Source organism: Streptomyces sp. NPDC096324 (genome assembly GCF_044763015.1).
Classification (GTDB): domain Bacteria; phylum Actinomycetota; class Actinomycetes; order Streptomycetales; family Streptomycetaceae; genus Streptomyces.
Genome location: NZ_JBIWFK010000001.1, coordinates 636,097 through 658,230, shown reverse-complemented (window position 1 = coordinate 658,230; position 22,134 = coordinate 636,097). Strand labels below are relative to the sequence as shown.

Here is a 22,134-nt window from a genome sequence, read left to right as displayed (position 1 = left end):
AACAGAACTTTACCCCACGCCGGGGGCTGCTCCGCAGGGGGACGGGGCGCGCGACAATCGGCGTATGACCGGGACATCTGAGACGCGGCGGGCCGGCGGACGCGATCGGGACGCCGAGGGGCGGGCCCGCAACGCCCGGCCCCGGGACGGACTGGGGCGGCCACTGCCGTACGGCGCCGCCGGAGTGGAGCGGGCGCCGGAGGGCGTCGTGCGCCGTCCCGAGGAGACGGTCGCCGAGGCGCAGGCGCTGCTGGACGCGGGCCGGCCGTTCCACGCGCACGAGGTCTTCGAGGACGCCTGGAAGTCCGGTCCCGAGGACGAGCGCGGGCTCTGGCGGGGGCTGGCCCAGCTCGCCGTGGGGCTCACCCACGCGGCCCGGGGGAACGTGACGGGCGGCGCGCGGCTGCTGCGGCGCGGGGCCGGAGCGGTCGAGGAGTGGACGGCGGCGACCGGACGGCCGCGGCCCCACGACCTGGACCTCGCGGAGATCGCCCGCTGGGCCCGGGAGTTGGCGGCCGTCGTGGAGCGCGACGGCGGCCGGACCGATGCGGCGCAGGCGTCGCCACGGCTGCGGGGGCGGACCGCCTGACGGGAGCGCGGGTATGGGTGGGGCTGCCGGGGACCGGCCATCTGACCAGGGCGCGGGCATCGGCGTCGTTGCGCCTGCGGGCCGTCCGACCGGGGCGCGGACATCGCCGGGGCCGCGGGGAAGGGCCACCTGACCGGGCCGCCTGACCAGGGTGCGGGCCGGCGCACATGCTCGGGGTGCGGCCGGTGCGTCCCCTGTCGGTGGCGTGCGGCAGACTCTCGGTGTGCGAAAGATTCATGTCATCGGCATCGGAGCGGGCGACCCCGATCAGCTCACGCTGCAGGCGGTCAAGGCGCTGAGGAGCACCGACGTGTTCTTCATCCTGGACAAGGGCGAGGTGAAGTCGGACCTCGTCCGACTGCGCCGCGACATCCTGGACGCGCACATACCCGAGGGGGTGTACCGCCTGGTCGAGGCCCGCGACCCGGACCGGGACCGCACGGCGGGCGGCTCCGCGTACTCACCGGCCGTCGGGGACTGGCGCAGCGCCCGCGCGGCCATCTACGAACGGCTGATCGCCGAGGAGCTGGGCGAGGACGAGACCGGCGCGTTCCTGGTGTGGGGCGACCCCGCTCTGTACGACAGCACGCTCGGCATCCTGGAGGAGATCCTGGACCGGGGCGCGGTGGCGTTCTCGTACGACGTGGTGCCCGGGATCAGCAGTGTCTCGGCGCTCGTCGCCCGGCACCGCACGGGGCTGAACCGGGTGGCCCGGCCCGTGCAGATCACCACCGGGCGGCGCCTCGCGGAGGGCTTTCCCGAGGGCGTGGACGACGTGGTCGTGATGCTCGACGCCCATCAGACGTTCCGGCGGTACACGGACGAGGACATCGACATCTACTGGGGCGCCTACATCGGCACGCCGGACGAGATCCTCGCCTCGGGTCCGATCGCCGAGGCGGCCCCCCGTATCGAGCGCCTGCGCGCCGAGGCCCGGGAACGCAAGGGATGGATCATGGACACCTATCTGCTGCGCAGGAATCCCGGCGAGTAGAGCGTCCGGCCGCCCGTACACCGGGCGGGTCGCCCCGCATGCACGGGGAGCCCACCGGTGTGAGGGTGGCGATTGTGACGATCACGGAGGACACCGCGCCGGCCCCGGCGGGGGTGCCCGGGCCACCGGTGCTGGACAACCGCCGCCGCAACATCGTCTTCGCGACGATCGTGCTGGGCATGCTGCTCGCCGCGCTCGACCAGACGATCGTGGGCACCGCGCTGCCGACGATCGTGTCGGACCTCGGCGGGGCCGCGCACATGTCGTGGGTCGTGACCGCCTATCTGCTCGCCGAGACCGTGGCGACCGTGCTCGTCGGCAAGTTCGGCGACCTGTTCGGCCGCAAGCTGGTCTTCCAGGCGTCGGCGGTCATCTTCATCACGGGTTCCTTCCTGTGCGGGCTCGCCACCAACATGACGCTGCTGATCGCCTGGCGGGCGGTGCAGGGGGTCGGCGCGGGCGGTCTGATGGTGACCTCCATGGCGCTGATCGCGGACGTCATCCCGCTGCGCGAACGGGGCAAGTACCAGGGCGCGATCGGTGCCGTCTTCGGTGTGGCCACGGTCATCGGGCCGCTGCTCGGCGGCCTGTTCACGGACCATCTGTCGTGGCGGTGGGCGTTCTACATCAACGTGCCCCTCGCGATCGTCGTGGTGATCGCGGCGGCCCGGACCATCCCCGTCGTCAAGTCGGTGACCCGGCCGGTCATCGACTACCTGGGCATCGCGCTGGTCGCGGTCGGGGCCAGCGCGCTGATCCTGGCGACGAGTTGGGGCGGCAACGAGTACGCCTGGGGCTCGCCCACCATCATCGGCCTGTTCGTCGGCGGTCTGATCGCGCTCGCGCTGTTCTGCCGGGTCGAGACCCGCGCGGCCGAACCGATGCTGCCGATGCGGCTGTTCGGCAACCCGGTCTTCACGGTCTGCTCGATCCTCAGCTTCATCGTGGGCTTCGCGATGCTCGGCGCGCTGACCTACCTCCCGACGTATCTGCAGTACGTCGACGGGGAGTCGGCCACGGTCTCGGGTGTGCGCACGCTGCCGATGGTCCTCGGGCTGCTCATCGCGTCCGTCTTCAGCGGCAACGTGGTGAGCAAGACCGGGCAGTACCGCCTCTTCCCCATCGTCGGCTCCCTCGTGATGGCGGTCGGCCTCTATCTGATGTCGCGGATGGGGCCGGACACCGGGGCATGGCTGGAGTCCCTGTACATGTTCGTGCTCGGCACCGGGATCGGGCTGTGCATGCAGGTGCTGACGATCGCCGTGCAGAACACCGTCGAGTACACCGACCTCGGCACCGCGACGTCCGGGGTCACCTTCTTCCGTACGCTGGGCAGTTCGTTCGGCACGGCCGTCTTCGGCACGATCTACACCAACGCGCTCAAGCCCAACCTGGCGGACGGGGTCAGGGCGGCCGCCGAGACGGGCGCGGCCGGGCCGGCCGTCATCGCCAAGGCGGCGCAGAGCCCCGAGGGGCTCCACAAGCTGCCGCCGCGGGCCGCCGCGCCCATCGTCGACGCGTACGCCGACACCCTCCACACGGTGTTCCTGTGGACGGTCCCGGTCGCGCTCCTCGGCTTCGTCGTGGCGCTCTTCCTCAAGCAGGTGGAGCTGCGCGACAGCGCTCGCATGGGGTCGACGGACATGGGCGAGGGATTCGCGTCACCGTCCACCGCGGACTCCCAGCGGCTGCTGGAGTTCTCCGTCGCGAAGATCATCGGCACCACGGAGATGGACACCGCGCGCCGGATCGTCTCCGAGTCCGACACTCGGCTGGACGTGGCGGGCGCCTGGGCCGTGATGCAGGTGGAGCTGTTCACCCGCATGGTCGGCCACGCCAACCTCGCGCTGGTCGCCGCCCGGCGCCACATGCCTCCCGAGGTGCTCGTCCCGGTCTTCCAGCGCATGGTCGACGAGGGCTATCTGACCCGGCACGGCACGCTGTTCTCGCACACCGCGGCGGGCGAGCGCGAGGCGCGGGTGATCAGCGAGGCCTGGGGCCGTTGGCTCGCCGGGCGCGTGGAGCAGGACATCGGCCGCCCCTCCGGCGCGGAACTGCGCGCCGCCGTCGACACCATCGCCAAGCGTCTGCTGGTCGAGGACCTGACGCAGGGTCTGCCGGGCCGGCCCCCGGAACTGTCCTCGGCCACATCCGCCTGACCGCACCGGGCTCGGCCGCGCCGGGTCAGGGGAGCAGGAGCTGCACTCCGCCCACCACCGTCGCCACGATCACCAGCCGTTCGAAGAGAAGCTGGTTGATGCGCTTCACCGCCCACTTCCCGAGGAACGCCCCCGGCACGACGAACACGGCCAGGGCCGCGTCCAGCAGCAGCGAGCGGCCGTTGATCAGGCCGAGGCCCGCGCTGAAGGGCAGCTTGGAGACGTTGACGATCAGGAAGAAGAAGGCGGACGTGCCGAGGAAGCCGAGCTTGCGGAAGCCCGCCGAGAGGAGATACATCGACATGACCGGGCCGCCCGCGTTCGCGACCATGGTGGTGAAGCCGCCGAGGACACCGTAGGACCGTGCCTTGGCCCGGCCCGCGCGGGTCACGACCGCGTCGGGTTCCTCGTCCTGGGCGCCGGTCCGGCGGCGCCACAGCGTGATCCCGGTCATCAGCAGCAGGGTCGCGCCGATCGAGGCCCGCACGACCCCGTCGTCGGCCCACACCAGGAACAGCGTGCCGAGGACGACGCCGGCGGCGACCGCCGGGAACAGCCGCCACAGCGTGGGCCAGTGGGCGTGGCGCCGGTAGGTGGCGACGGCGAGTACGTCGCCGACGATCAGGAGGGGCAGCAGGACACCGGTCGAGGCGCGAGCCGGCAGTACGGCGGCGAAGACCGCCAGACTGACCGTGTTGGCGCCGCTGACGGCGGTCTTGGAGAAGCCGACGAGAAGAGCCGCGGCGGCGAGAGCGGCGAACTCCCCCGGGGATATGTGCCAGAGCGTCATCGTGTTCATGCGGGGGTCGATGCTATGCCCACGCTTCCCGCCCGGGCGAGGAGGGCCCCTCCGGGAGCGTTCCAGGTCAACGACGCACCGGGGTCGACCGGTGCGCCGGGTTTCCTCGAACGCCGGAAGGGATGCTTCGCCGGGCCCCGGTATCAGTGGCGTTCCACCAGGACCGCGCTGCCCTGGCCCACGCCGACGCACATCGTGGCCAGGCCGCGCTCGGCGCCGGTGCGGCGCATGCGGTGCAGCAGGGTGGTGAGGATGCGGGCGCCCGACGCGCCGAGCGGGTGACCGAGCGCGATGGCGCCGCCGGTCGGGTTGACGAGGTCGGGGTCGATGCCGAGGCGGTCCACGCAGGCGAGGGCCTGGGCGGCGAACGCCTCGTTGAACTCGGCCTCCTGGACGTCGGCGACGGTCCAGCCGACGCGTCCGAGCGCCTTACGGGTCGCGGGCACCGGTCCGATGCCCATGACGTCGGGATCGACGCCGGCCGAGGCCCCGGCGACATAGCGTCCGAGCGACTCCAGCCCCAGATCGTTGAGGGCCTCCTCGCTGACGAGCAGCACCCCGGCGGCGCCGTCGTTCATCGGCGAGGCGTTCCCCGCGGTGACCGTGCCGTCGGCGCGGAACACCGGCTTGAGGCGGGCCAGTTTGTCGAGCGAGGTGTCCTCGCGCACGCACTCGTCGCTGTCGACGATCACCCCGTCGGGACGCTCGACGGGAAGCACTTCGGCGTCGAAGTACCCGTTCTTCCGGGCGTCCGCCGCACGCTGGTGGCTGCGCAGCGCGAACGCGTCCTGCCGCTCGCGCGAGACGCCGTACCGCACGGCGACCTCCTCCGCGGTCTCCCCCATCGACAGCACGCCGTGCAGGTCCTTCATCGCCGGGTTGACCAGCCGCCAGCCGAGCCGGGTGTCGACGGTCTCGATGCGGTGCGGCAGCGCCTCGTCCGGGCGGGGCAGCACGAAGGGGGCCCGGCTCATCGACTCGGAGCCTCCGGCGAGCACGATGTCGGCCTCGCCCGAGGCGATGGCGCGGGCGGCCGTCGTGATGGCTTCGAGCCCGGAGGCGCAGAGCCGGTTGACGGTGGCGCCGGGCACGCTGTCCGGCAGTCCGGCGAGCAGCGCGGCCATGCGGGCGACATTGCGGTTGTCCTCGCCGGCCTGGTTGGCGGCACCCCAGTAGACGTCGTCGACGCGGGCCGGATCCAGGGTGGGCACCTCGGCGACCAGAGCGCGGATGACGCCCGCGGCGAGATCGTCGGGCCGCACGGAGGACAGGGCACCGCGCAGCTTGCCGATGGGCGTGCGGCGGGCGGCCGCGAAGTGGACGGGACGCACGACAGGACTCCTGGGGGACACCGGCGAACGGGCACCGGACATTGACGGACACACACCTTAATTAGCACTGCTAGTTTCGGACTATAGCCCCGCGCCGGACCCTTGGGAAGATGCCTCCCTCGGCCGGTATCCGCCCCTCCGCCCCGAACACCCGACCCCGTGCGGGATCGTCCCGCGGTCGGGGCGGCCGGGCGGTGGCCGAGGATCGACGGCCACCGCCCGGCCGCCCCCCGCGTGAATGGCAGACTGCTCGCGCGCCCCCGTCGAACCCAGGCCGCCGGGGCAACAGGGCCGACGGAACGGGGAGTTGTCGTATGACGGGGACGGAGTCCGGCGCGCGCGGGATCGACACCACCAGGCCGCATCCGGCCCGGGTGTACGACTGGTATCTGGGCGGCAAGGACAACTACCCGGTCGACGAACGGCTCGGGCAGCAGATCACGGCGCGTGATCCCGGAGCCAAACGGGCCGCGCGCAGCAACCGCTGGTTCATGCAGCGGGCCACCCGGCACCTCGTCCGTACGGCGGGAATCCGCCAGTTCCTGGACATCGGCACCGGCATCCCCACCGAGCCCAACCTCCACCAGATCGCGCAGAGCACCGCTCCGGACGCACGGGTCGTCTACGTGGACAACGACCCGATCGTCCTCGCCCACGCCGAGGCCCTGCTGCGCGGCACCGACGAGGGCGTCACGGAGTACGTCCACGCGGACGTGCGCGAGCCGCGGAAGATCCTCGACGAGGCCGCGCGCGTGCTCGACCTCGACCGTCCCGTGGCCCTGTCGCTGATCGCGCTGATGCACTTCGTCGCCGACGACAGCGGCGCGTACGAACTGGTCGGGACCCTGGTCGACGCGCTGGCGCCGGGCAGCTTCCTGTCGCTGTCCGCGATGACCGCCGACTTCGAGCCCGAGGAGGTCCGGAAGGGCATCGCGGCGTACGCGCGCGGCGGTGTCACCCTGGTGGGCCGCTCGCACGCCGAGGTGAGCCGCTTCTTCGAGGGGCTGGACCTGGTCGAGCCCGGCGTCGTCTCGGTGAAGGACTGGCGTCCCGAGCTCGCGGAGGGCGAGACCCCGATCGGCGACGAGCCGGTGTCCCTGTACGGCGGGGTCGGTCTCAAGCGCTAGACGTTGAAGCGCCGGGACTTGAAACGCTGGTCCTTCCGACCCTGAAAACCGTCGCCGCGATCCGTACAGGTGCCCGACCGCGGGCACGGACGGTCGGGCATCATGTTTTCGACGGGTGGTAAGTGAGGGGATCTCGAATGGACCAGAGCGCACACCTTCCGGAGGAGCCACAGGCCCCGCAGTTCCGGCTGGACGCCCTGCTGGAGGACCTCCAGGAGCAGGTGGAGCGTGTGCGCGGCACCCAGAACCGGGTGCACACCCTTCTCGAGGCGGTCCTCGCGATCGGCAGCGATCTGGACCTCGGCGTGGTCCTGCGCCAGATCGTGGAGTCCGCGGTGCAGCTCGTCGACTGCCGCTACGGCGCGCTCGGCGTCCTCGGCGACGAGGGCGGCATCAAGCAGTTCATCACCGTGGGCATCGACGACGAGACCATCGCCCGCATCGGTCACTACCCCCGGGGGGAGGGCATCCTCGGCCTGCTCATCCGCGAGCCGCACGCACTGCGGCTCCCCGTGCTGAGCGACCACCCGGACTCCGCTGGCTTCCCGCCCGGCCACCCCCCGATGACCACGTTCCTCGGCACCCCCGTGCAGGTCCGCGACAAGATCTTTGGCAATCTGTACCTCACGGAGAAGCACGGCGGGGCCGAGTTCGACGCCGAGGACGAGGCCGTCCTGCGCACGCTCGGCGCGGCGGCCGGTGTGGCCATCGACAACGCCCGGCTGTACGACGACGCCCGGCGCCGCGAGCGCTGGCTGGCCGCGAGCAGCGAGCTGACCCGCACCCTGCTGTCCGGCGCCGACCCGGTCGACGTCCTGCACGCGTTCACGGCGACCGTCCGGGAGCTGTCCGACGCGGATCTGGTCACGCTGGCGCTGCCGCTGACCGGGACCACGGACCTCGTCATCGAGTCCGCCGAGGGACGCGACGCCGACCAGGTACGGGGGCTGACCCTGCCCGACGGGACGAGCCTCGCGGCCAAGGTGTACGCCTCCGGCGAGCGCATCGTCAGCACCTCCCTCAGCCAGGACCCGCGCACCGGCACGGGCAGCGCGTCGGTCCTCGACCTCGGCCCGGCGTTCGTGATCCCGCTCGGCACCCAGGAGCGGGTGCGGGGCGTCCTCCAGGTCGCGAACCGCCAGGGCGGCACCGCGTTCCCCGATGCCACGATCGACATGATCGAGGGGTTCGCCGGCCACGCCGCGCTGGCCCTGGAGATCGCCGAGCACCGCCGCGACGCGGAACAGCTCCTCGTCCTCAACGACCGTGACCGCATCGCGCGCGACCTGCACGACCTGGCCATCCAGCGGCTCTTCGCGGGCGGGCTCAGCCTCCAGTCGGTGCTCAACCGCCTCGCCGACCGGCCCGACGTGGCCGAACGCGTCCAGCGGGTGGTGGACGATCTCGACGACACGATCAAGGTCGTACGTTCCACGATCTACGCCCTGCGGGAGAGCGACCGCTCCGACGCCACCGCCGGTCTGCGCACCCGGCTCGTCACCGAGGTCGGCCGCGCGGCCGAGACGCTGGGCTTCGCCCCCTCCCTGCGCATGAGCGGCCTGCTGGACACCGACGTGTCCGACGAGCAGCGGGAACACGTGGTCGCGGTCCTGCGCGAGGCCCTGTCCAACACCGCCCGGCACGCCGACGCCACCGCCGTGGAGGTCACCGCCGAGGCCACCTCCATCGTGCTGCGGCTGCGCGTGGCGGACAACGGCCGCGGCATCGGCCCCGACGTCACCCGCCGCAGCGGTCTCGGCAACATCGGCACCCGCGCCGAACACCTCGGCGGCACCTTGGTCCTGACGGCCGACGAGCCGAGCGGCACCGTCGTGGAGTGGACGGTGCCGCTGCACCCGGACGACGAACCCGCCTGATCTCCGTCGTCCCGGGGCCGCTCCTCCTCAGCAACGGTCGGCCGTGTCGGGACTGTCGTCGATGAAGCCGCCGGACTGGTGGTGCCACAGCTTCGCGTAGGCGCCCTCCGAGGCGAGCAGTTCCTGATGCGTGCCCTGTTCGACGATCTTTCCGCGGTCGAGGACGACGAGCCGGTCCATGGTGGCGACCGTGCTCAGCCGGTGTGCCACCACGAGCGCCGTACGCCGCTCCATGAGCCGCCACAGCGCCGACTGAACGAGGATCTCGCTCTCGGAGTCCAGCGCGCTGGTCGCCTCGTCGAGCAGCAGGATCGGCGCGTCGCGCAGGATCGCGCGGGCGAGGGCGACCCGCTGCCGCTGGCCGCCGGAGAGCTTGATGCCACGCTCTCCGACCATGGTCGCGAAACCGTCGGGCAGCGCGTCGGCGAACTCCGTGACGTGTGCCGCCTCGGCCGCGCGGCGGATCTCCTCCTCGGTGGCGTCCGGACGGGCGAACGCGATGTTGTCCCGCAGCGAGCGATGGAACATCGCCGGGTCCTGCGGTACGTACGCGATCAGGCCGCGCAGATCGGCCTGCCGCAGCTTGCTGATGTCCTGGCCTCCGATCAGGATGCGGCCGCCCTCGATGTCGGTCATCCGCAGCAGCAGCCGGGTGAGCGTGGTCTTGCCGCCGCCCGACCGGCCGACCAGACCGATCTTCGCTCCGCTCGGTACGGCCAGTTCGAGCCCGGTGAAGAGCGGCTCGGCCCCGCCGTGGGTGAAGGTCACCTGTTCGAAGCGGACATCGGCGTCACCGGCCCGCAGCGGCTCGGGGGCGGCCGGGTCGAGCACGGTCGGCGGTGACAGCAGCAGCTCGGTGAACTGGGCGGCCTCCGTCATCGAGCTTTCCAGACGCCGGTAGATCTGGTTGAACTCGAACATGATCCGCGTCGCGTTGGCGTAGTACGTGAAGGCGACCACCACCGCCTCCACGCCGTGCGCGCCCCCGCCGAGCGTGATCGCGAGCAGCAGGCCGAGCGCGTTGGTCAGGACGGACATCGGCGCGACGAACGTGTCGATGCGCAGGTTGCCGTAGTCCCACGACTGGAGGGTGAGCCGCCGCGACACCGCGACCCGGGAGCGGTGCTCCGCCGCCTCGCGCTCCTCCGCGGCGAAGGCCTGCACGGTGTCCATGTTCATCAGGCTGTCGGCGACATGGCCCGAGACGCGGGCGATCGCCTCCTCGCGCTCGTCGACGAGGGCCTGACGGCGGCGGATGAGCGGCACCACGCACACCGCGGTCACGGCGATCATCGCCAGGAGTCCGACGACGAGCAGCGGTTCGTACTGCCACAGCACCACCGACCCGAAGACCAGCGGCACGAGGCTGCCCACGACCTGGAACGTCATCGTGTCGACGAACTCCTCGTAGCGGGAGGCGAAGCTCAGCACCCGCTTGGTCAGCGAGCCGGCGAAGTTGTCGTGGAAGAACGCGGCGTCCTTGGCGAACAGCTCGTCCATGCCGATCACGTACAGCCGCTCGATGCCGAGGGCGTCCAGGCGGTTCAGGCAGTGCAGGCCGAGACGCCAGAACGCCTCCGCGAGGAGCAGGACACCGCCGAAGGCGAGGACGTACGGCAGGGCGTCACCGGCGGAGACACCGCTGCCGTCGGCCGCGATACGGCCGACGAGCTTCGCGACGACGAGCGGCGCGACGTAGCTGATGCCGATGTTGCCCAGCGCGGGCAGCAGCATGCCCGGCACGGCCAGCCGGCGGAGCCTGCGCAGCTCCCTTCCGTAGTAGCGAAGTGCGAGGAGGACCGAGCCCTTGCCCGGTAAGGCCTTGCGCGATTCAGGAGATGCCATCACAGCCCTGTGTCGTCGTACGGCTGCCCGCCGCGTCGTCCGGGGTTCGCGTCACCTCGGCTCCCCAAGGCGTCGATGTCCGGACATAGGAAGGCAAGAGGTTCCATGGTCCCGTGGCGGCGGCCACGCGGTCCAAGCGTTTTTCTCGGCCATCGGCGGCCTCGCTCCGGTGGAGACGGCGTGGCTCCGGTGGAGACGGCCGTGCTCAGTGCCGTGCTCCGGTGGCAGGAGATCGCCGACGGGGGTTGGATCGGTCCGACGGATCGTTGCCGACTCATCGAGGTGTTCCGTCGTGGCAGATGGATACGGTTCGACAGCCGACCCGGCGGGCGAGGAGCTGGGTGAAGCGCTCCTGGACGCGCTGTTCTCCCGCTCTCCGGCCGGCCTGCACATCTACGACCGGCACCTGCGACTCGTGCGGGTGAACACCGCCGCGCGGATGATGGGCGACTTCCCGATCGACCGCATGGTCGGGCACCCCCTGTCCGAGATACTCCAGGCCTTCGACATCCCCGACCGCGGTGTCATCGAACAGACCGCCCGGCGGGTGCTGGAGTCCGGCGGTCCCGTGTTCGACCTGATCGTCCGGCTCCGCACCGGAGGCGAGCCCGCCGTCGAGGCGGTCGCCTCGGCCACCGTTCTCCGGCTCCAGCGCGCCGACGGAACCGTGCTCGGGGTCGCCGCCGCGCTGACCGACGTCACCGCCCGCGTACGGGCCGAGGCGGGTCTGCGTCTGCTGAACGAGGCGGCCACCCGGGTCGGCACCACTCTGGACGTGTTCCGCACCGCCGATGAGTTCGGCGACCTCGCCGTCCCCCGGCTGGCCGACACCGTGACCATCGACGTCTACGACACCGTCGTACGCGGCCACGCGCCCACTCCGGAGTCCCGGGACCAGGGAGCGGCCCTGCGACGCGCGGGATTCCGCTCCGCGGCCGGTCCCGAACACCAGGGCGTGCCCAAGATCGGCGAGATCACCACCTATCCGCCCGCCACGCCCCACCGAGCCGCCCTGGACACCCTGGCGCCGAGGCTGATCAACGGGCTGCACCCGGACGCCACCTGGCTCGACCCCGACCGGCGGCGCGACGTCCGGATCCTGACCGCCGGGGTGCACTCGATGCTGCTCGTCCCCATCCGGGCCCGGGGCCTGGTGCTCGGACTCGCCTGCTTCTACCGGTGGCGCAATCCGACCCCGTTCGACGCCAAGGACCTGGCCCTGGCGGAGCAGCTCACCACCCACGCCGCCCTCTGCCTCGACAACGCCCGCCAGTACGGACGCGAACGCTCCACGGCCCGCATCCTCACCGGCCGCCTCACTCATCCGGCGACGCCCGGAGCCGCCGCGGTCGACGTCGCCCACACCTACCTGCCCGCGGGGACGGGCGGCGCGTGGTTCGACGTCATCCCCCTGTCCGGCGCCAGGATCGCGCTCGTCGCCGGGGACACCGCCGCGGAGGCGGACGCCGCCGACCCCGCGGCCATGGGCGAACTGCGGGCCGCGATCGAGGCGCTGTCCGACCTCGACCTGCCTCCGGACGAGATCCTGGAACGCCTGCACGACCTCGCCAGCCGCCCCCAGCCGGTCCCGCCCGGCACACCCGGCCTCCCCGCGCCCGACACCTCCCCGGCGAGCTGCCTCTACGTCGTCTACGACCCGGTCACCCGTCTCTGCACGACGGCGAGCGCGGGACACCCCGCACCCGTCCTGGTACACCCGGGCGGGGACGTCGAGGCCCTCGACGTCGACACCGGTCCCCCGCTGGGCCAGGGCATCGCCCAGTACCGGTCGACCGAACGCGCTCTGCCCGCGGGCAGCACCCTGCTGCTCTACAACACCGCCCTCCTGGCCGATTCCCCGGTCACGGAGCGGTCGCTGCCGAGGCGGATCGGCGAGGCCGCACCCGGCTCCTCCCTTCAGGCGCTGTGCGACTCCCTCGCCCTGGACCTGGTTCCCGACCGGCTCGACCACGACGCCTTCCTGCTCCTGGCCCGCACCCGCACCCTCGGCCCCGACCGGACCAACGCCTGGACCTTCCCCAACAACCCCGCGATCGTCTCCATGGCACGCAAGGCCGCGACCACCCAACTGGCCCACTGGGACGTCGGCGCCGACCTCGTCGACAACACCGCGCTCATCGTCAGCGAGCTGGTGACCAACGCCGTCCGGTACGCCAAGGGCCCGATCCGGCTGCGGCTGATCCTCGGCGACACCCTCACCTGTGAAGTGGCCGACGACAGCAGTACCGCCCCGCACCTGCGCCGGGCCCTGGACACGGACGAGCACGGGCGCGGGCTCTTCATCACCGCACAGCTCACCCGCCGCTGGGGCGTCCGGGGCGTCAGCCGGGGCAAGGCGATCTGGGCCGAACAGGACCTCGTCCCGTCCACTGCTCCGTCGATGCCGGCGAGACCCGCACCGGTCGGAGCGGGGACACCGTGAGACGCGCGGGTCCGAGGCAGGCCCGAAAGACGTCGAAGGCCGCCCTCTCGTCGAGCGAGAGGACGGCCTTCGACCTGCGACTACGGAGAAGACTCCAGTCGGGACGACAGGATTTGAACCTGCGACCCCTTGACCCCCAGTCAAGTGCGCTACCAAGCTGCGCCACGTCCCGATGCCCGTCTGACCTGGGGTTTCCCCTGGCTGGACGCGCACCGAAACAATACCGCACTCACGCCGGTGGTCGCGCACCCGTTTCGCGCGGACCGGAGGGCCCGGCGGCGTGTTCGAGCGGTACCGGGGTGCTGTCCGGCGACCGGGACACGGGGCCGTCGACCCGTACGAGATCCCGGATCGCGGGCACCGAGAGCAGGGCCACGCAGACGACGAGGGACATGACGCCGGCCACGAGCAGGACGTTGTCGGCGCCGAGGGCCGCGGCGGCGGGCCCCGCGAGTGCCTGGCCGACGGGCATCATCGCCAGGGAGCCCGCGACGTCGTAGGCGTGGATGCGGTTGAGGACGTCGGGGGCGACCTGCGTCTGCACACTCGTCGCCCACATCACGCCCCAGAACGAGATGCCCGCTCCGGCGATCACGGCGCATCCGGAGACGGCCGCCACACCGAACCCCGCCCCCACGGACGCGGGGAAGCAGGCGAAGGCCAGGAGGGCGGAGGAACCGGCGCGCAGCATGCGGCGCGGACGCAGGCGCAGGGCGACGAGCCCGCCGACGACCGTGCCCGCGCCGAGGGCGGAGTTGATCAGGCCGTAGGCGCGCGGACCGTGCGCCCGCACCATCTCGGTCGCCACCAGGGGGACGGTCGGGCCCCAGACGGAGATCATGTAGACGCACCAGATGACGATGACGCCCCACAGCCACGTACGGGACCGGAACTCCCGCCAGCCTTCGGCGAGATCGGCCGTGAAGCCGGCGCTGTGGGGGCGGCTTCCGGGGGCGGCCGGGGGCAGGCGGAGCAGGAGCAGGCACAGGGCGCTCAGCGCGTAGGTGCCGGCGTGGGCCACGAAGACCCCTCCGGCGGAGGCGAACGCGACCAGCAGCCCCGCGAGGGCGGGGCCGGCGAGCTGGGCGGCGGACTCGGCGATCCGGATGGCGCCGTTGGCTCCCTGGATGTCGGCGGCCAGGCGCGGCACGGTGCTGGCGACGCCGGGCTGGAAGACGGCGCCGGCCACGCCGTTGACCGCGCCGATCACGCAGACCTGCCAGAGGACCACGTGGCCGGCGAAGAAGAGGGCGGCGGCGGTCGACTGGGCCACGAGCCGTACGAGGTCGGCGCCGATCATCAGTCTGCGGGTGCTGAACCGGTCGGCGATCACTCCGCCGAACACGACCAGGGCGGCGAAGGGCGCGGCGGAGGCGGCCATGGCGAGGCCGACGGCGCCGACTCCGTACCCGTAGCGCAGCAGTCCCGCGGCGAGCGCCACCGGCAGCATGGTCTCCCCGAGCCGGGCGAGGGCCCGCGCGACGAAGAACAGGGCGAAGTCCCGTGACCAGACCGACCGGCTCCGCCGTTCGTCGAGCGGACCGCCGCCGGCCCGGCCCGGGCCCGGTCCCTCGCACGGCACCCCGTCCTGCGGCTCCTGGCCCGATGACGTCATGGTCATCCCGTTCGCGCCCCTCCCCCTGCCCCTGGGCGGCTCCCCCACGAAGCCGCCCGCCGCGTTCCCGCGTCCGGATCGTGTCCGTCCCCGGATCGCTCCCGATGCGGATCATGCCACGGGGTGCAGGTGGCTCAGGGGCCGTTTCAGTCGGCGGACGGCAGGCCCAACTCGGGGTGGGCGTCGACCAGTCGGGGCGGGGCCGCCTGACGCCAGGAGTCGGCGAGGATGGCGCGGAGTTCGTCGTCGTCCTCCAGGGCCGCGAGCCGGGCACGGACCCAGGCGAAGCCGGCCTCGTGGTCGGCGATCCAGAACTTCCCCGGCTCGGCCAGGACCAGTTCGTCGCGCTCCTCCTTCGGACAGCGCACGGCGATGGAGGTCTCCGCCTCGGGCAGCGTGGCGAACATCTTTCCCGCGACCCGGAAGGTGGGCATGCTCCAGGCGATCTTCTCCGTCGTGTCCGGCAGGGAAAGGGCGATACGGCGAACGTCTTCTGCATCCGGCATGAGACGCACCGTAGCCAATGCCACTGACATCGACGCGGCGAAGGACGCGGGGAAGCACGACGTCAGGTGCCGTCGGTGTGCGCTCCGGGCCGCTTGTAGAAGATCGTCGTCGGGCGCAGTTCGCCCGAAGGTGCCGCCGCGTAGTCCGGTATCGCCCCGATCCGGGTCCAGCCCGCCGACAGGTACAGCGACTCGGCGGGGCTGCCGGTCTCGGTGTCCAGATGGAGGAGGGTGATGCCGGCGGCGGCCGCCGCCGTCTCCGCGGTGGCGAGGAGCGTACGGCCCAAACCCTGGCCGCGGCCGTCGCGGTGGACCATCAGCTTGACGAGTTCGGCGCGGTGGCGGCTGTTGGGCTTGTCCGGGAAGGCGAGGGCGACGGTGCCGAGCAGCCGGCCCCCGGCGCGGGCCACCCAGACCGCGTGGTGGCCTGCCGAGACCGCGTCCGCGCGCTCGCGCCACCAGGCGACGGCCGCCGCGTGGCCGAGCGGGGCGAGGAATCCGATCGAGGCGCCGCCCTCCACGGTGTCGGTGAGCAGACTCGCCAACTCATCGGCTCCGGAGCGGAGTTCGGCCGAGGTCGGGCGCGTGACGGCGATCACGGCAGCACCACCGCCAGCGCGTACCGCACGTCCGCGGGGCCGGGACAGTGGAAACGCGTCGGCCCCCACACCCGCAACCGGAGGCAGTCACCGGCGTCGAGACGGTGCTCGACGTCCCGCACGGTCACGTCGAGCCGTCCGTCGAGGACCCAGACGTGCTGTTCGAGGCCGGGCACGGGAGGCCTGTCGTACGCGATGTCCGCGCCGGCCGTGAGCCGTCCCTCGACCAGCTCGCCGCGCAGTCCGGCGTGCGGCGGCGACACCGATCGCCGGACGAATCCGGAGGCCCGGTCCGTCCAGATCGTCTGGTCGGCGGCGCGGACCAGGAGCGCGGATTCCCGTTCGACCTCGCTGAGCAGGTGCGACATCGTCCGCCCGTACACATGGCAGAGACGGTTGAGGAGAGAAGCCGTGGGACTGATCTCGGCCCGCTCCGCACGGGAGAGGGTCGATCTGCTGATCCCGCTGCGCTCCGCCAACTCGCCCAGGGTCCAGCCGCGTTCGGCCCTCAGCTCGGCCAGACGCGCCCCGAGCCGGACGTCGACCTCACCATCGTCCTCGATTCCCATATTCGGGATGTTATCCCAGATTCGGGAAGCAGAGGAAGGCGGGCGATGGAGCACGGGCATCGGCGGACCCGACGGGCCGCTCGACGGGATCGACGGGATCGACGGGATCAGTCGTCCGTGGCCGCGCGCGTCAGGGCCTCCAGGACGGGCCGGATCAACGGATGGTCCTCGGCGCCCCGGCGCACGGCGGCGAAGACGCGGCGGGTGGGGGCGACACCGTCCACGGGGCGCACGACCACCCCCGTGAGGTCCATGCCCCGCAGCGCCGAGCGCGGCACCAGGGCGACGCCCGCGTCGGCGGAGGCGAGGGCGACGACCGCGCGGAAGTCGTCCGAGGAGTGTTCGAGGCGCGGCTGGAATCCGGCGTTCTCGCAGGCCAGGACGACCACGTCATGGCAGGGGTTGCCCGGGTAGGGGCCGATCCAGGGGTCCTTGGCCAGCTCGGCGAGCGGCACTTCCGCCGAGTCGGCCAGGCGGTGGGTCACCGGCACGACCGCGTCGAAGGGCTCGGCGTACAGCGGGACGTGGGTCAGGCGCGGGTCGTCCGCGTCCGGGGCGCCGCGGTACTCGACGGCCACCGCGATGTCGACCTGCCGGTCGAGCACCATCGGCAGGCTGGCGTCACCCTCGGCGTCCTGGACGCGGACGAGGATGCCGGGCGAGGTGACGGCGAGGCGGGCCAGGGCGGGGGCCACGACCAGGCCGATGCCGGTGGCGAAGGAGGCCACGGTGACCGTACCGGCGGAGCCCGCGCTGTACGCGGCCAACTCGGCCTCCGCCCGCTCCAGTTGAGCCAGGACGGCGTTGGTGTGGCCGAGCAGGATCTCGCCGGCGGGTGTGAGCCGTACGCCCTTGGCGCCGCGCTCGACGAGCCGGTGGCCCGTCTCCTGCTCCAGGGCGGTGAGCTGCTGCGAGACCGCCGAGGGCGTGAGATACAGCGCGGCGGCTGCCGCCGTCACCGTGCGGTGGTCGGCCACCGCACGGAGGATGTGGAGCCGCCGCGCTTCGATCATGCGACCGATTCTCTCAGGTCACACGTCATTTCCGGCCATCGGACCGGTGTGCGCCCCCGGCGCGGGGGCGCGTCCGCCGTCAGGCGTCGAGCTCGGCCCGCGCCGCCACGAAGGCGTCCACGGCCCGGTTCACGTCCTCGGTGGAGTGCCCCGCGGAGAGCTGCACCCGGATACGGGCCTTGCCCTGCGGGACGACCGGGTACGAGAAGCCGATCACGTACACGCCGCGCTCCAGGAGCAGCTCCGCCATCCGGCCGGCGACGGACGCGTCCCCGATCATGACGGGGGCGATCGCGTGGTCGCCGGGGAGGATGTCGAAGCCCTCCGCGGTCATCCGGGAGCGGAACAGCGCGGTGTTCTCCGCGAGCCGGACGCGCAGGTCGTCGGCGGACTCCAGCAGGTCGAGGACCTTCAGGGAGGCCGCGGCGATCACCGGGGCGAGCGTGTTCGAGAAGAGGTACGGGCGGGACCGCTGGCGCAGCAGGGCGACGATCTCGGCGCGGGCCGCGACGTAGCCGCCGGAGGCGCCGCCGAGGGCCTTGCCCAGGGTGCCGGTGATGATGTCGACGCGGTCCATGACCCCGTGCAGCTCGGGGGTGCCCCGGCCGCCGGGGCCGACGAAGCCGACCGCGTGCGAGTCGTCGACCATGACCATCGCGTCGTAGCGGTCGGCGAGGTCGCAGATCTCCTGGAGCGGGGCGACGTAGCCGTCCATCGAGAAGACGCCGTCGGTGACGATCAGCCTCCGGCGCGCGCCGGAGGCCTCCTTGAGCTGGGCCTCCAGGTCGGCCATGTCGCGGTTGGCGTACCGGAAGCGGCGCGCCTTGGACAGCCGGATGCCGTCGATGATCGAGGCGTGGTTGAGGGCGTCGGAGATGACCGCGTCCTCGGCGCCGAGGAGGGTCTCGAAGACACCGCCGTTGGCGTCGAAGCAGGAGGAGTAGAGGATCGTGTCCTCCTGGCCGAGGAACGCGGACAGCCGCGCCTCCAGCTCCTTGTGCACCTCCTGCGTACCGCAGATGAAGCGCACGGAGGCCATGCCGTAGCCCCAGCGGTCGAGCGCCGCGTGGGCGGCGGCGACGACGTCGGGGTGGTCGGCGAGACCGAGGTAGTTGTTCGCGCAGAAGTTGAGGACCTCACCGGGGCGGCCGCCCGCGGTGACGTTCACGGTCGCGGACTGCGGGCTGCCGATGACCCGCTCGGGCTTGTGCAGCCCGGCGGCGCGGATCTCGTCGAGGGTGGTGCGCAGGTCGTCACGGACGGAGTCGAACATCATCAGTTCCTTAGAGTCCTCAGAGAGTCCAGTCGAGAATGACCTTGCCGCCGCGGCCGCCTGCCGCGTCGTCGAACGCCGCCTCGTAGTCCCGGAATCCGTACCGGCCGGTGATCACGGGCGTGAGGTCGAGGCCGCTCTCCAGGAGGACGGACATCGCGTACCAGGTCTCGAACATCTCGCGGCCGTAGATGCCCTTGATCGTGATCATGGAGGTGACGATCCGGGCCCAGTCGACCGGGAACTCCGCGGACGGCAGACCCAGCATGGCGATCCGTCCGCCGTGGGTCATGTTGGCGATCATGTCGCGCATCGCCTCGGGTCGGCCGGACATCTCCAGGCCGATGTCGAAGCCCTCGCGCAGGCCGAGGGTGCGCTGTCCGTCGGCGATGGTCGAGCCCGCGACGTTGAGGGCGAGGCTGACGCCGATCTTGCGGGCCAGCTCCAGGCGCTCCTCGCTGACGTCGGTGATGACGACGTTGCGGGCGCCCGCGTGGCGGGCCACGGCGGCGGCCATCAGGCCGATCGGTCCGGCGCCGGTGATCAGGACGTCCTCGCCGACCAGCGGGAAGGACAGCGCGGTGTGCACGGCGTTGCCGAAGGGGTCGAAGATCGCGGCGACGTCGAGGTCGACCGGGACGCGGTGCACCCACACGTTGGTGGCGGGCAGCACGACGTACTCGGCGAAGGCGCCGTCACGGCCGACGCCGAGGCCGACGGTGGCACGGCACAGGTGGCGGCGTCCGGCGAGACAGTTGCGGCACTTGCCGCAGACCAGGTGGCCTTCGCCGCTGACGCGGTCGCCGATGTTGATGTCGCTGACGTCGCGGCCGGTCTCGACGACCTCGCCGACGAACTCGTGGCCGAGCACGAGCGGCGTCGTGATGGTCTGCTGCGCCCAGCCGTCCCAGTTGCGGATGTGCAGGTCGGTGCCGCAGATCCCGGTCCTGAGGACCTTGATCAGTACCTCACCGGGGCCGGCCTGCGGCTCCGGGACGTCCGTGAGCCAGAGTCCGGGCTCCGCCTTCTCCTTGACCAGCGCCTTCACTCGTACGGCTCCTGTGCGTGAGGTCCCGGGACAGGGCACGCCGAGGCGGCCCGCACCGGGGAGAGGGGTGTATTCACCCAGGAATCTGCCGTACGACGGTGCCCTGGGTCCATCGAGGATTTCTTAAGCGCGGCCCCAGCTTTCCTTCACGCCCGCGTGCTCCCGGCCCGTCCGGGGCCGGTCGCCGGGCCGCCGGGGCGGCGCGGGGGCGAGGAGGCGAAGTGGGGGACGGTGGTGTCAGGCACGGCTACGTGGACATGCGGCACCCCCGTTCCACGGGGGTGCGTCACGGACATCGGGGATGAGTCCCGGCATACGTCACAGGATGGGTCCCGGGCGGCCGACAGGGCCGGACCCGCGCCCCGGCGCGTCGTCAGATCCCGTGAACCTCTTCCCGTCGTTCGAGCTGCCCCGTCAGCTCGGCCGCCATGGCCTTGATGGTCTCCAGGCCCGTCCTTCCCCAGGGGCGCGGCTCGACGTCCACGACGCAGATCGTGCCGAGGGCGATGCCGCTGCGGTCGAGCAGCGGGGCACCGAGGTAGGAGCGGACGCCGAACTCGTCGACGACCGGATTTCCGGCGAAGCGCGGATAGTCGCAGACGTCCTCCAGGACGAGTGCCTTGCGGCGCACGACGACATGAGGGCAGAAGCCGTGGTCCCGGGCCATGTAGCGGCCCAGTTCGAGCTCGCTGCCGTCCAGGGCGACCGGGAGCCTGCCGGCCCGGGCCCCGCCGTCCGGGGTGTGCAGACCCGCGAAGAACTGCTGCCGCTCGTCGATGAAGTTGACCATCGAGTACGGCGCGGCGGCGACCTGCGCGAGGCGGTCCGCGAAGGCGTCGAGGGCGGGCTCGGAGCGCTCCCCGAGGCCCAGCCGGCGCAGCCTCCGCACCCGGGCGGGGGCGTCCTTGTCCTGCGGCGTCAGCAGCAGGCGACCGCCCGGTCCCGGCGAGTCGTACCTCATGTACGGGCTCCATGGCTCGGAAGGCGGGCGGGGGCGTGGGCGAGGAGGTGCCGGACCAGGGTGAGCAGGGTCTGCACGCCCGAGCTGGAGATGCGGGCGTCGCAGCACACGACGGGGATCCCGGGGTCGAGGTCGATGGCCGCGCGCACCTCGGCCGGGTCGTAGCGGTACGAACCGTCGAACTCGTTGACCGCCACGATGAACGCGAGACCGCGCTGCTCGAAGAAGTCGACGGCGGCGAAGCAGTCCTCCAGGCGCCGGGTGTCGGCGAGGACGACCGCGCCGAGCGCGCCGTCGGAGAGCTCGTCCCACATGAACCAGAACCGCTCCTGTCCGGGTGTGCCGAACAGATAGAGCACATGGTCCTGATCCAGGGTTATGCGGCCGAAGTCCATGGCGACGGTCGTCTCGACCTTGTTCTCGATCCCGTCGAGCCGGTCGGTCGAGGCGCTGACCGTGGTCAGCAGTTCCTCCGTACTGAGCGGCGCGATCTCGCTCACCGCGCCGACGAACGTCGTCTTGCCGACCCCGAACCCTCCCGCCACCAGGATCTTGAGCGCGGTGGGGAAGGGGTCAGAGCTGTCGTCGTAATCCATCGAGCACTGCCTCCAGAAGGGACCGGTCAGTGGGGTTGTGGTGGAACTGAGGGGGCTTGGTGGTCAGCGCCCCGCAGTCGACGAGGTCCGACAGCAGCACTTTGGTGACCGCCGCCGGCAGCTTCAGATGGGCGGCGACCTCCGCGACCGAGACGGGCGCCCGGCAGCGTTCGAGCGCCTGGCCGTGCTCGGGGCCGAGGTAGCCGAGGGGGGTGGCTCCGGTGGCCATGACCTGGGAGAGGAGGTCGAGCGCGGTGCTCGGCCGGGTCCGGCCGTCGCTGACGGTGTAGGGGCGCACGAGGCGTCCCGCCGCGTCATCGAGCCAGGGCCCGTCGCCGGCCGCGGCCGCGTTCAAGACCTCATCGCCGACGGTTCGACGGCATGCTGCCGGGGCGCGGTGACCAGATAGGGGCGGACGCTCTTGACCAGCATCGCCATCTCGTAGCCGAGGACGGCCGCGTCGGCCTCCCGGCCCGCGAGCACGGCGAGACAGGTTCCGGAGCCCGCCGTGGAGACGAACAGCAGGGTCGAGTCGAGTTCGACCACGACCTGGCGCACCTCGCCGCCGTCCCCGAACCGTACGCCCGCGCTGCGTCCGAGGGCGTAGAGGCCACAGGCGAGGGCCGCCATGTGGTCGGCGCTGTCCGGGTCGAGTCCGTGGACCGACTTCACGAGCCCGTCGCTGGAGAGCAGGACGGCGCTCGTGGTGTGGGGTACGCGCTGGACAAGGCCGCTCATCAGCCAGTCGAGGTCGGACACGTGGCCGGTGGGCGCATCGCTCGCCATGGGG

At 72.0% G+C, this 22,134-nt stretch carries 20 protein-coding genes and 1 tRNA gene; 6 read left to right on the top strand and 15 right to left on the bottom strand.

The genetic code is table 11. From position 1 onward, the window contains the following. Positions 1 to 64 precede the first annotated feature (64 nt). From ACIQ7M_RS02805 to ACIQ7M_RS02795, 3 genes are all read left to right on the top strand, one after another. Positions 65 to 589 carry a DUF309 domain-containing protein gene (locus ACIQ7M_RS02805; RefSeq protein ID WP_403638953.1) on the top strand — a complete coding sequence of 175 codons (525 nt, stop codon included), beginning with the start codon at positions 65 to 67 and terminating at the stop codon, positions 587 to 589. A 223-nt stretch (positions 590 to 812) separates the two neighbouring features. Beyond that, the gene (cobF, locus tag ACIQ7M_RS02800) at positions 813 to 1,583 is read left to right on the top strand and encodes a precorrin-6A synthase (deacetylating) (protein ID WP_403638951.1); all 771 of its coding nucleotides are present in this window, start codon (positions 813 to 815) and stop codon (positions 1,581 to 1,583) included. A 74-nt stretch (positions 1,584 to 1,657) separates the two neighbouring features. After that, positions 1,658 to 3,742: an MDR family MFS transporter gene (locus ACIQ7M_RS02795; protein ID WP_403638949.1), complete on the top strand. Its 2,085-nt coding sequence runs from the start codon at positions 1,658 to 1,660 to the stop codon at positions 3,740 to 3,742. 25 nt (positions 3,743 to 3,767) lie between these two features. Here the strand turns inward: ACIQ7M_RS02795 and ACIQ7M_RS02790 are convergent, their stop codons facing one another. Continuing rightward, a complete protein-coding gene (locus tag ACIQ7M_RS02790; RefSeq protein WP_355771099.1) occupies positions 3,768 to 4,541 on the bottom strand; it encodes a sulfite exporter TauE/SafE family protein in 774 nt (257 codons plus the stop codon). Positions 4,542 to 4,684: 143 nt separating this feature from the next. Continuing rightward, positions 4,685 to 5,872, bottom strand: coding sequence for a thiolase family protein (locus ACIQ7M_RS02785; protein WP_403638946.1), 1,188 nt, complete (start codon positions 5,870 to 5,872; stop codon positions 4,685 to 4,687). Between the two features lie 314 nt (positions 5,873 to 6,186). Between ACIQ7M_RS02785 and ACIQ7M_RS02780 the strand changes: the two genes are divergently transcribed. Both ACIQ7M_RS02780 and ACIQ7M_RS02775 read left to right on the top strand, forming a co-directional pair. Further along, on the top strand, positions 6,187 to 6,999 hold the full coding sequence (locus ACIQ7M_RS02780; protein ID WP_403638944.1) for an SAM-dependent methyltransferase: 813 nt from the start codon (positions 6,187 to 6,189) through the stop codon (positions 6,997 to 6,999). Between the two features lie 137 nt (positions 7,000 to 7,136). Next, positions 7,137 to 8,876 carry a GAF domain-containing protein gene (locus tag ACIQ7M_RS02775; protein WP_403638942.1) on the top strand — a complete coding sequence of 580 codons (1,740 nt, stop codon included), beginning with the start codon at positions 7,137 to 7,139 and terminating at the stop codon, positions 8,874 to 8,876. 27 nt (positions 8,877 to 8,903) lie between these two features. Here the strand turns inward: ACIQ7M_RS02775 and ACIQ7M_RS02770 are convergent, their stop codons facing one another. Continuing rightward, positions 8,904 to 10,721, bottom strand: a complete 1,818-nt coding sequence (locus ACIQ7M_RS02770) for an ABC transporter ATP-binding protein (RefSeq protein ID WP_403638940.1) — start codon at positions 10,719 to 10,721, stop codon at positions 8,904 to 8,906. Between the two features lie 292 nt (positions 10,722 to 11,013). Between ACIQ7M_RS02770 and ACIQ7M_RS02765 the strand changes: the two genes are divergently transcribed. Then, a complete protein-coding gene (locus ACIQ7M_RS02765; protein WP_403638938.1) occupies positions 11,014 to 13,164 on the top strand; it encodes a SpoIIE family protein phosphatase in 2,151 nt (716 codons plus the stop codon). Between the two features lie 98 nt (positions 13,165 to 13,262). Here ACIQ7M_RS02765 and ACIQ7M_RS02760 read toward each other — a convergent pair. The 12 genes from ACIQ7M_RS02760 to ACIQ7M_RS02705 all read right to left on the bottom strand — a co-directional run bounded on the left by ACIQ7M_RS02760 (position 13,263) and on the right by ACIQ7M_RS02705 (position 22,130). Then, positions 13,263 to 13,336, bottom strand: a tRNA-Pro gene (locus ACIQ7M_RS02760). 57 nt (positions 13,337 to 13,393) lie between these two features. Further along, positions 13,394 to 14,785: an MFS transporter gene (locus ACIQ7M_RS02755; RefSeq protein WP_403638936.1), complete on the bottom strand. Its 1,392-nt coding sequence runs from the start codon at positions 14,783 to 14,785 to the stop codon at positions 13,394 to 13,396. Between the two features lie 140 nt (positions 14,786 to 14,925). Continuing rightward, the gene (locus ACIQ7M_RS02750; RefSeq protein WP_355769647.1) at positions 14,926 to 15,285 is read right to left on the bottom strand and encodes an MmcQ/YjbR family DNA-binding protein; all 360 of its coding nucleotides are present in this window, start codon (positions 15,283 to 15,285) and stop codon (positions 14,926 to 14,928) included. Positions 15,286 to 15,347: 62 nt separating this feature from the next. Next, positions 15,348 to 15,881 (bottom strand): GNAT family N-acetyltransferase, encoded by a 534-nt coding sequence (locus tag ACIQ7M_RS02745; protein ID WP_403639244.1) that lies wholly within the window; start codon positions 15,879 to 15,881, stop codon positions 15,348 to 15,350. Next, complete coding sequence (locus ACIQ7M_RS02740) at positions 15,881 to 16,453, bottom strand: helix-turn-helix domain-containing protein (protein ID WP_403638933.1); 573 nt, start codon at positions 16,451 to 16,453, stop codon at positions 15,881 to 15,883. Before ACIQ7M_RS02740 ends, ACIQ7M_RS02745 begins: the two co-directional genes overlap by 1 nt. A gap of 107 nt (positions 16,454 to 16,560) precedes the next feature. Then, entirely contained in the window at positions 16,561 to 17,466 is a 906-nt protein-coding gene (locus tag ACIQ7M_RS02735; RefSeq protein ID WP_386987203.1) for a LysR family transcriptional regulator, read from the bottom strand. A gap of 79 nt (positions 17,467 to 17,545) precedes the next feature. After that, the gene (locus ACIQ7M_RS02730) at positions 17,546 to 18,739 is read right to left on the bottom strand and encodes a glycine C-acetyltransferase (protein WP_403638931.1); all 1,194 of its coding nucleotides are present in this window, start codon (positions 18,737 to 18,739) and stop codon (positions 17,546 to 17,548) included. A gap of 19 nt (positions 18,740 to 18,758) precedes the next feature. After that, positions 18,759 to 19,787, bottom strand: coding sequence for an L-threonine 3-dehydrogenase (gene tdh / locus ACIQ7M_RS02725; protein ID WP_355769636.1), 1,029 nt, complete (start codon positions 19,785 to 19,787; stop codon positions 18,759 to 18,761). A 373-nt stretch (positions 19,788 to 20,160) separates the two neighbouring features. Further along, the gene (locus ACIQ7M_RS02720) at positions 20,161 to 20,748 is read right to left on the bottom strand and encodes a GAF domain-containing protein (protein ID WP_355769633.1); all 588 of its coding nucleotides are present in this window, start codon (positions 20,746 to 20,748) and stop codon (positions 20,161 to 20,163) included. Then, on the bottom strand, positions 20,745 to 21,344 hold the full coding sequence (locus ACIQ7M_RS02715; RefSeq protein ID WP_355769630.1) for an ATP/GTP-binding protein: 600 nt from the start codon (positions 21,342 to 21,344) through the stop codon (positions 20,745 to 20,747). The genes ACIQ7M_RS02720 and ACIQ7M_RS02715 overlap by 4 nt, the downstream gene beginning before the upstream one ends. Then, the gene (locus tag ACIQ7M_RS02710) at positions 21,322 to 21,699 is read right to left on the bottom strand and encodes a DUF742 domain-containing protein (protein ID WP_355769627.1); all 378 of its coding nucleotides are present in this window, start codon (positions 21,697 to 21,699) and stop codon (positions 21,322 to 21,324) included. The genes ACIQ7M_RS02715 and ACIQ7M_RS02710 overlap by 23 nt, the downstream gene beginning before the upstream one ends. Beyond that, positions 21,696 to 22,130 (bottom strand): roadblock/LC7 domain-containing protein, encoded by a 435-nt coding sequence (locus tag ACIQ7M_RS02705; protein WP_328445767.1) that lies wholly within the window; start codon positions 22,128 to 22,130, stop codon positions 21,696 to 21,698. The genes ACIQ7M_RS02710 and ACIQ7M_RS02705 overlap by 4 nt, the downstream gene beginning before the upstream one ends. Positions 22,131 to 22,134: the final 4 nt, after the last annotated feature.

Coding starts and splice junctions, on each gene's coding strand:
- ACIQ7M_RS02780 (WP_403638944.1), top strand. CDS start 6,187: ATGACGGGGACGGAGTCCGGCGCGCGCGGGATCGACACCACCAGGCCG.
- ACIQ7M_RS02740 (WP_403638933.1), bottom strand. CDS start 16,453: ATGGGAATCGAGGACGATGGTGAGGTCGACGTCCGGCTCGGGGCGCGT.
- ACIQ7M_RS02775 (WP_403638942.1), top strand. CDS start 7,137: ATGGACCAGAGCGCACACCTTCCGGAGGAGCCACAGGCCCCGCAGTTC.
- ACIQ7M_RS02735 (WP_386987203.1), bottom strand. CDS start 17,466: ATGATCGAAGCGCGGCGGCTCCACATCCTCCGTGCGGTGGCCGACCAC.
- ACIQ7M_RS02750 (WP_355769647.1), bottom strand. CDS start 15,285: ATGCCGGATGCAGAAGACGTTCGCCGTATCGCCCTTTCCCTGCCGGAC.
- ACIQ7M_RS02720 (WP_355769633.1), bottom strand. CDS start 20,748: ATGAGGTACGACTCGCCGGGACCGGGCGGTCGCCTGCTGCTGACGCCG.
- ACIQ7M_RS02805 (WP_403638953.1), top strand. CDS start 65: ATGACCGGGACATCTGAGACGCGGCGGGCCGGCGGACGCGATCGGGAC.
- ACIQ7M_RS02705 (WP_328445767.1), bottom strand. CDS start 22,130: ATGGCGAGCGATGCGCCCACCGGCCACGTGTCCGACCTCGACTGGCTG.
- ACIQ7M_RS02770 (WP_403638940.1), bottom strand. CDS start 10,721: ATGGCATCTCCTGAATCGCGCAAGGCCTTACCGGGCAAGGGCTCGGTC.
- ACIQ7M_RS02715 (WP_355769630.1), bottom strand. CDS start 21,344: ATGGATTACGACGACAGCTCTGACCCCTTCCCCACCGCGCTCAAGATC.
- ACIQ7M_RS02755 (WP_403638936.1), bottom strand. CDS start 14,785: ATGACCATGACGTCATCGGGCCAGGAGCCGCAGGACGGGGTGCCGTGC.
- ACIQ7M_RS02730 (WP_403638931.1), bottom strand. CDS start 18,739: ATGTTCGACTCCGTCCGTGACGACCTGCGCACCACCCTCGACGAGATC.
- ACIQ7M_RS02790 (WP_355771099.1), bottom strand. CDS start 4,541: ATGAACACGATGACGCTCTGGCACATATCCCCGGGGGAGTTCGCCGCT.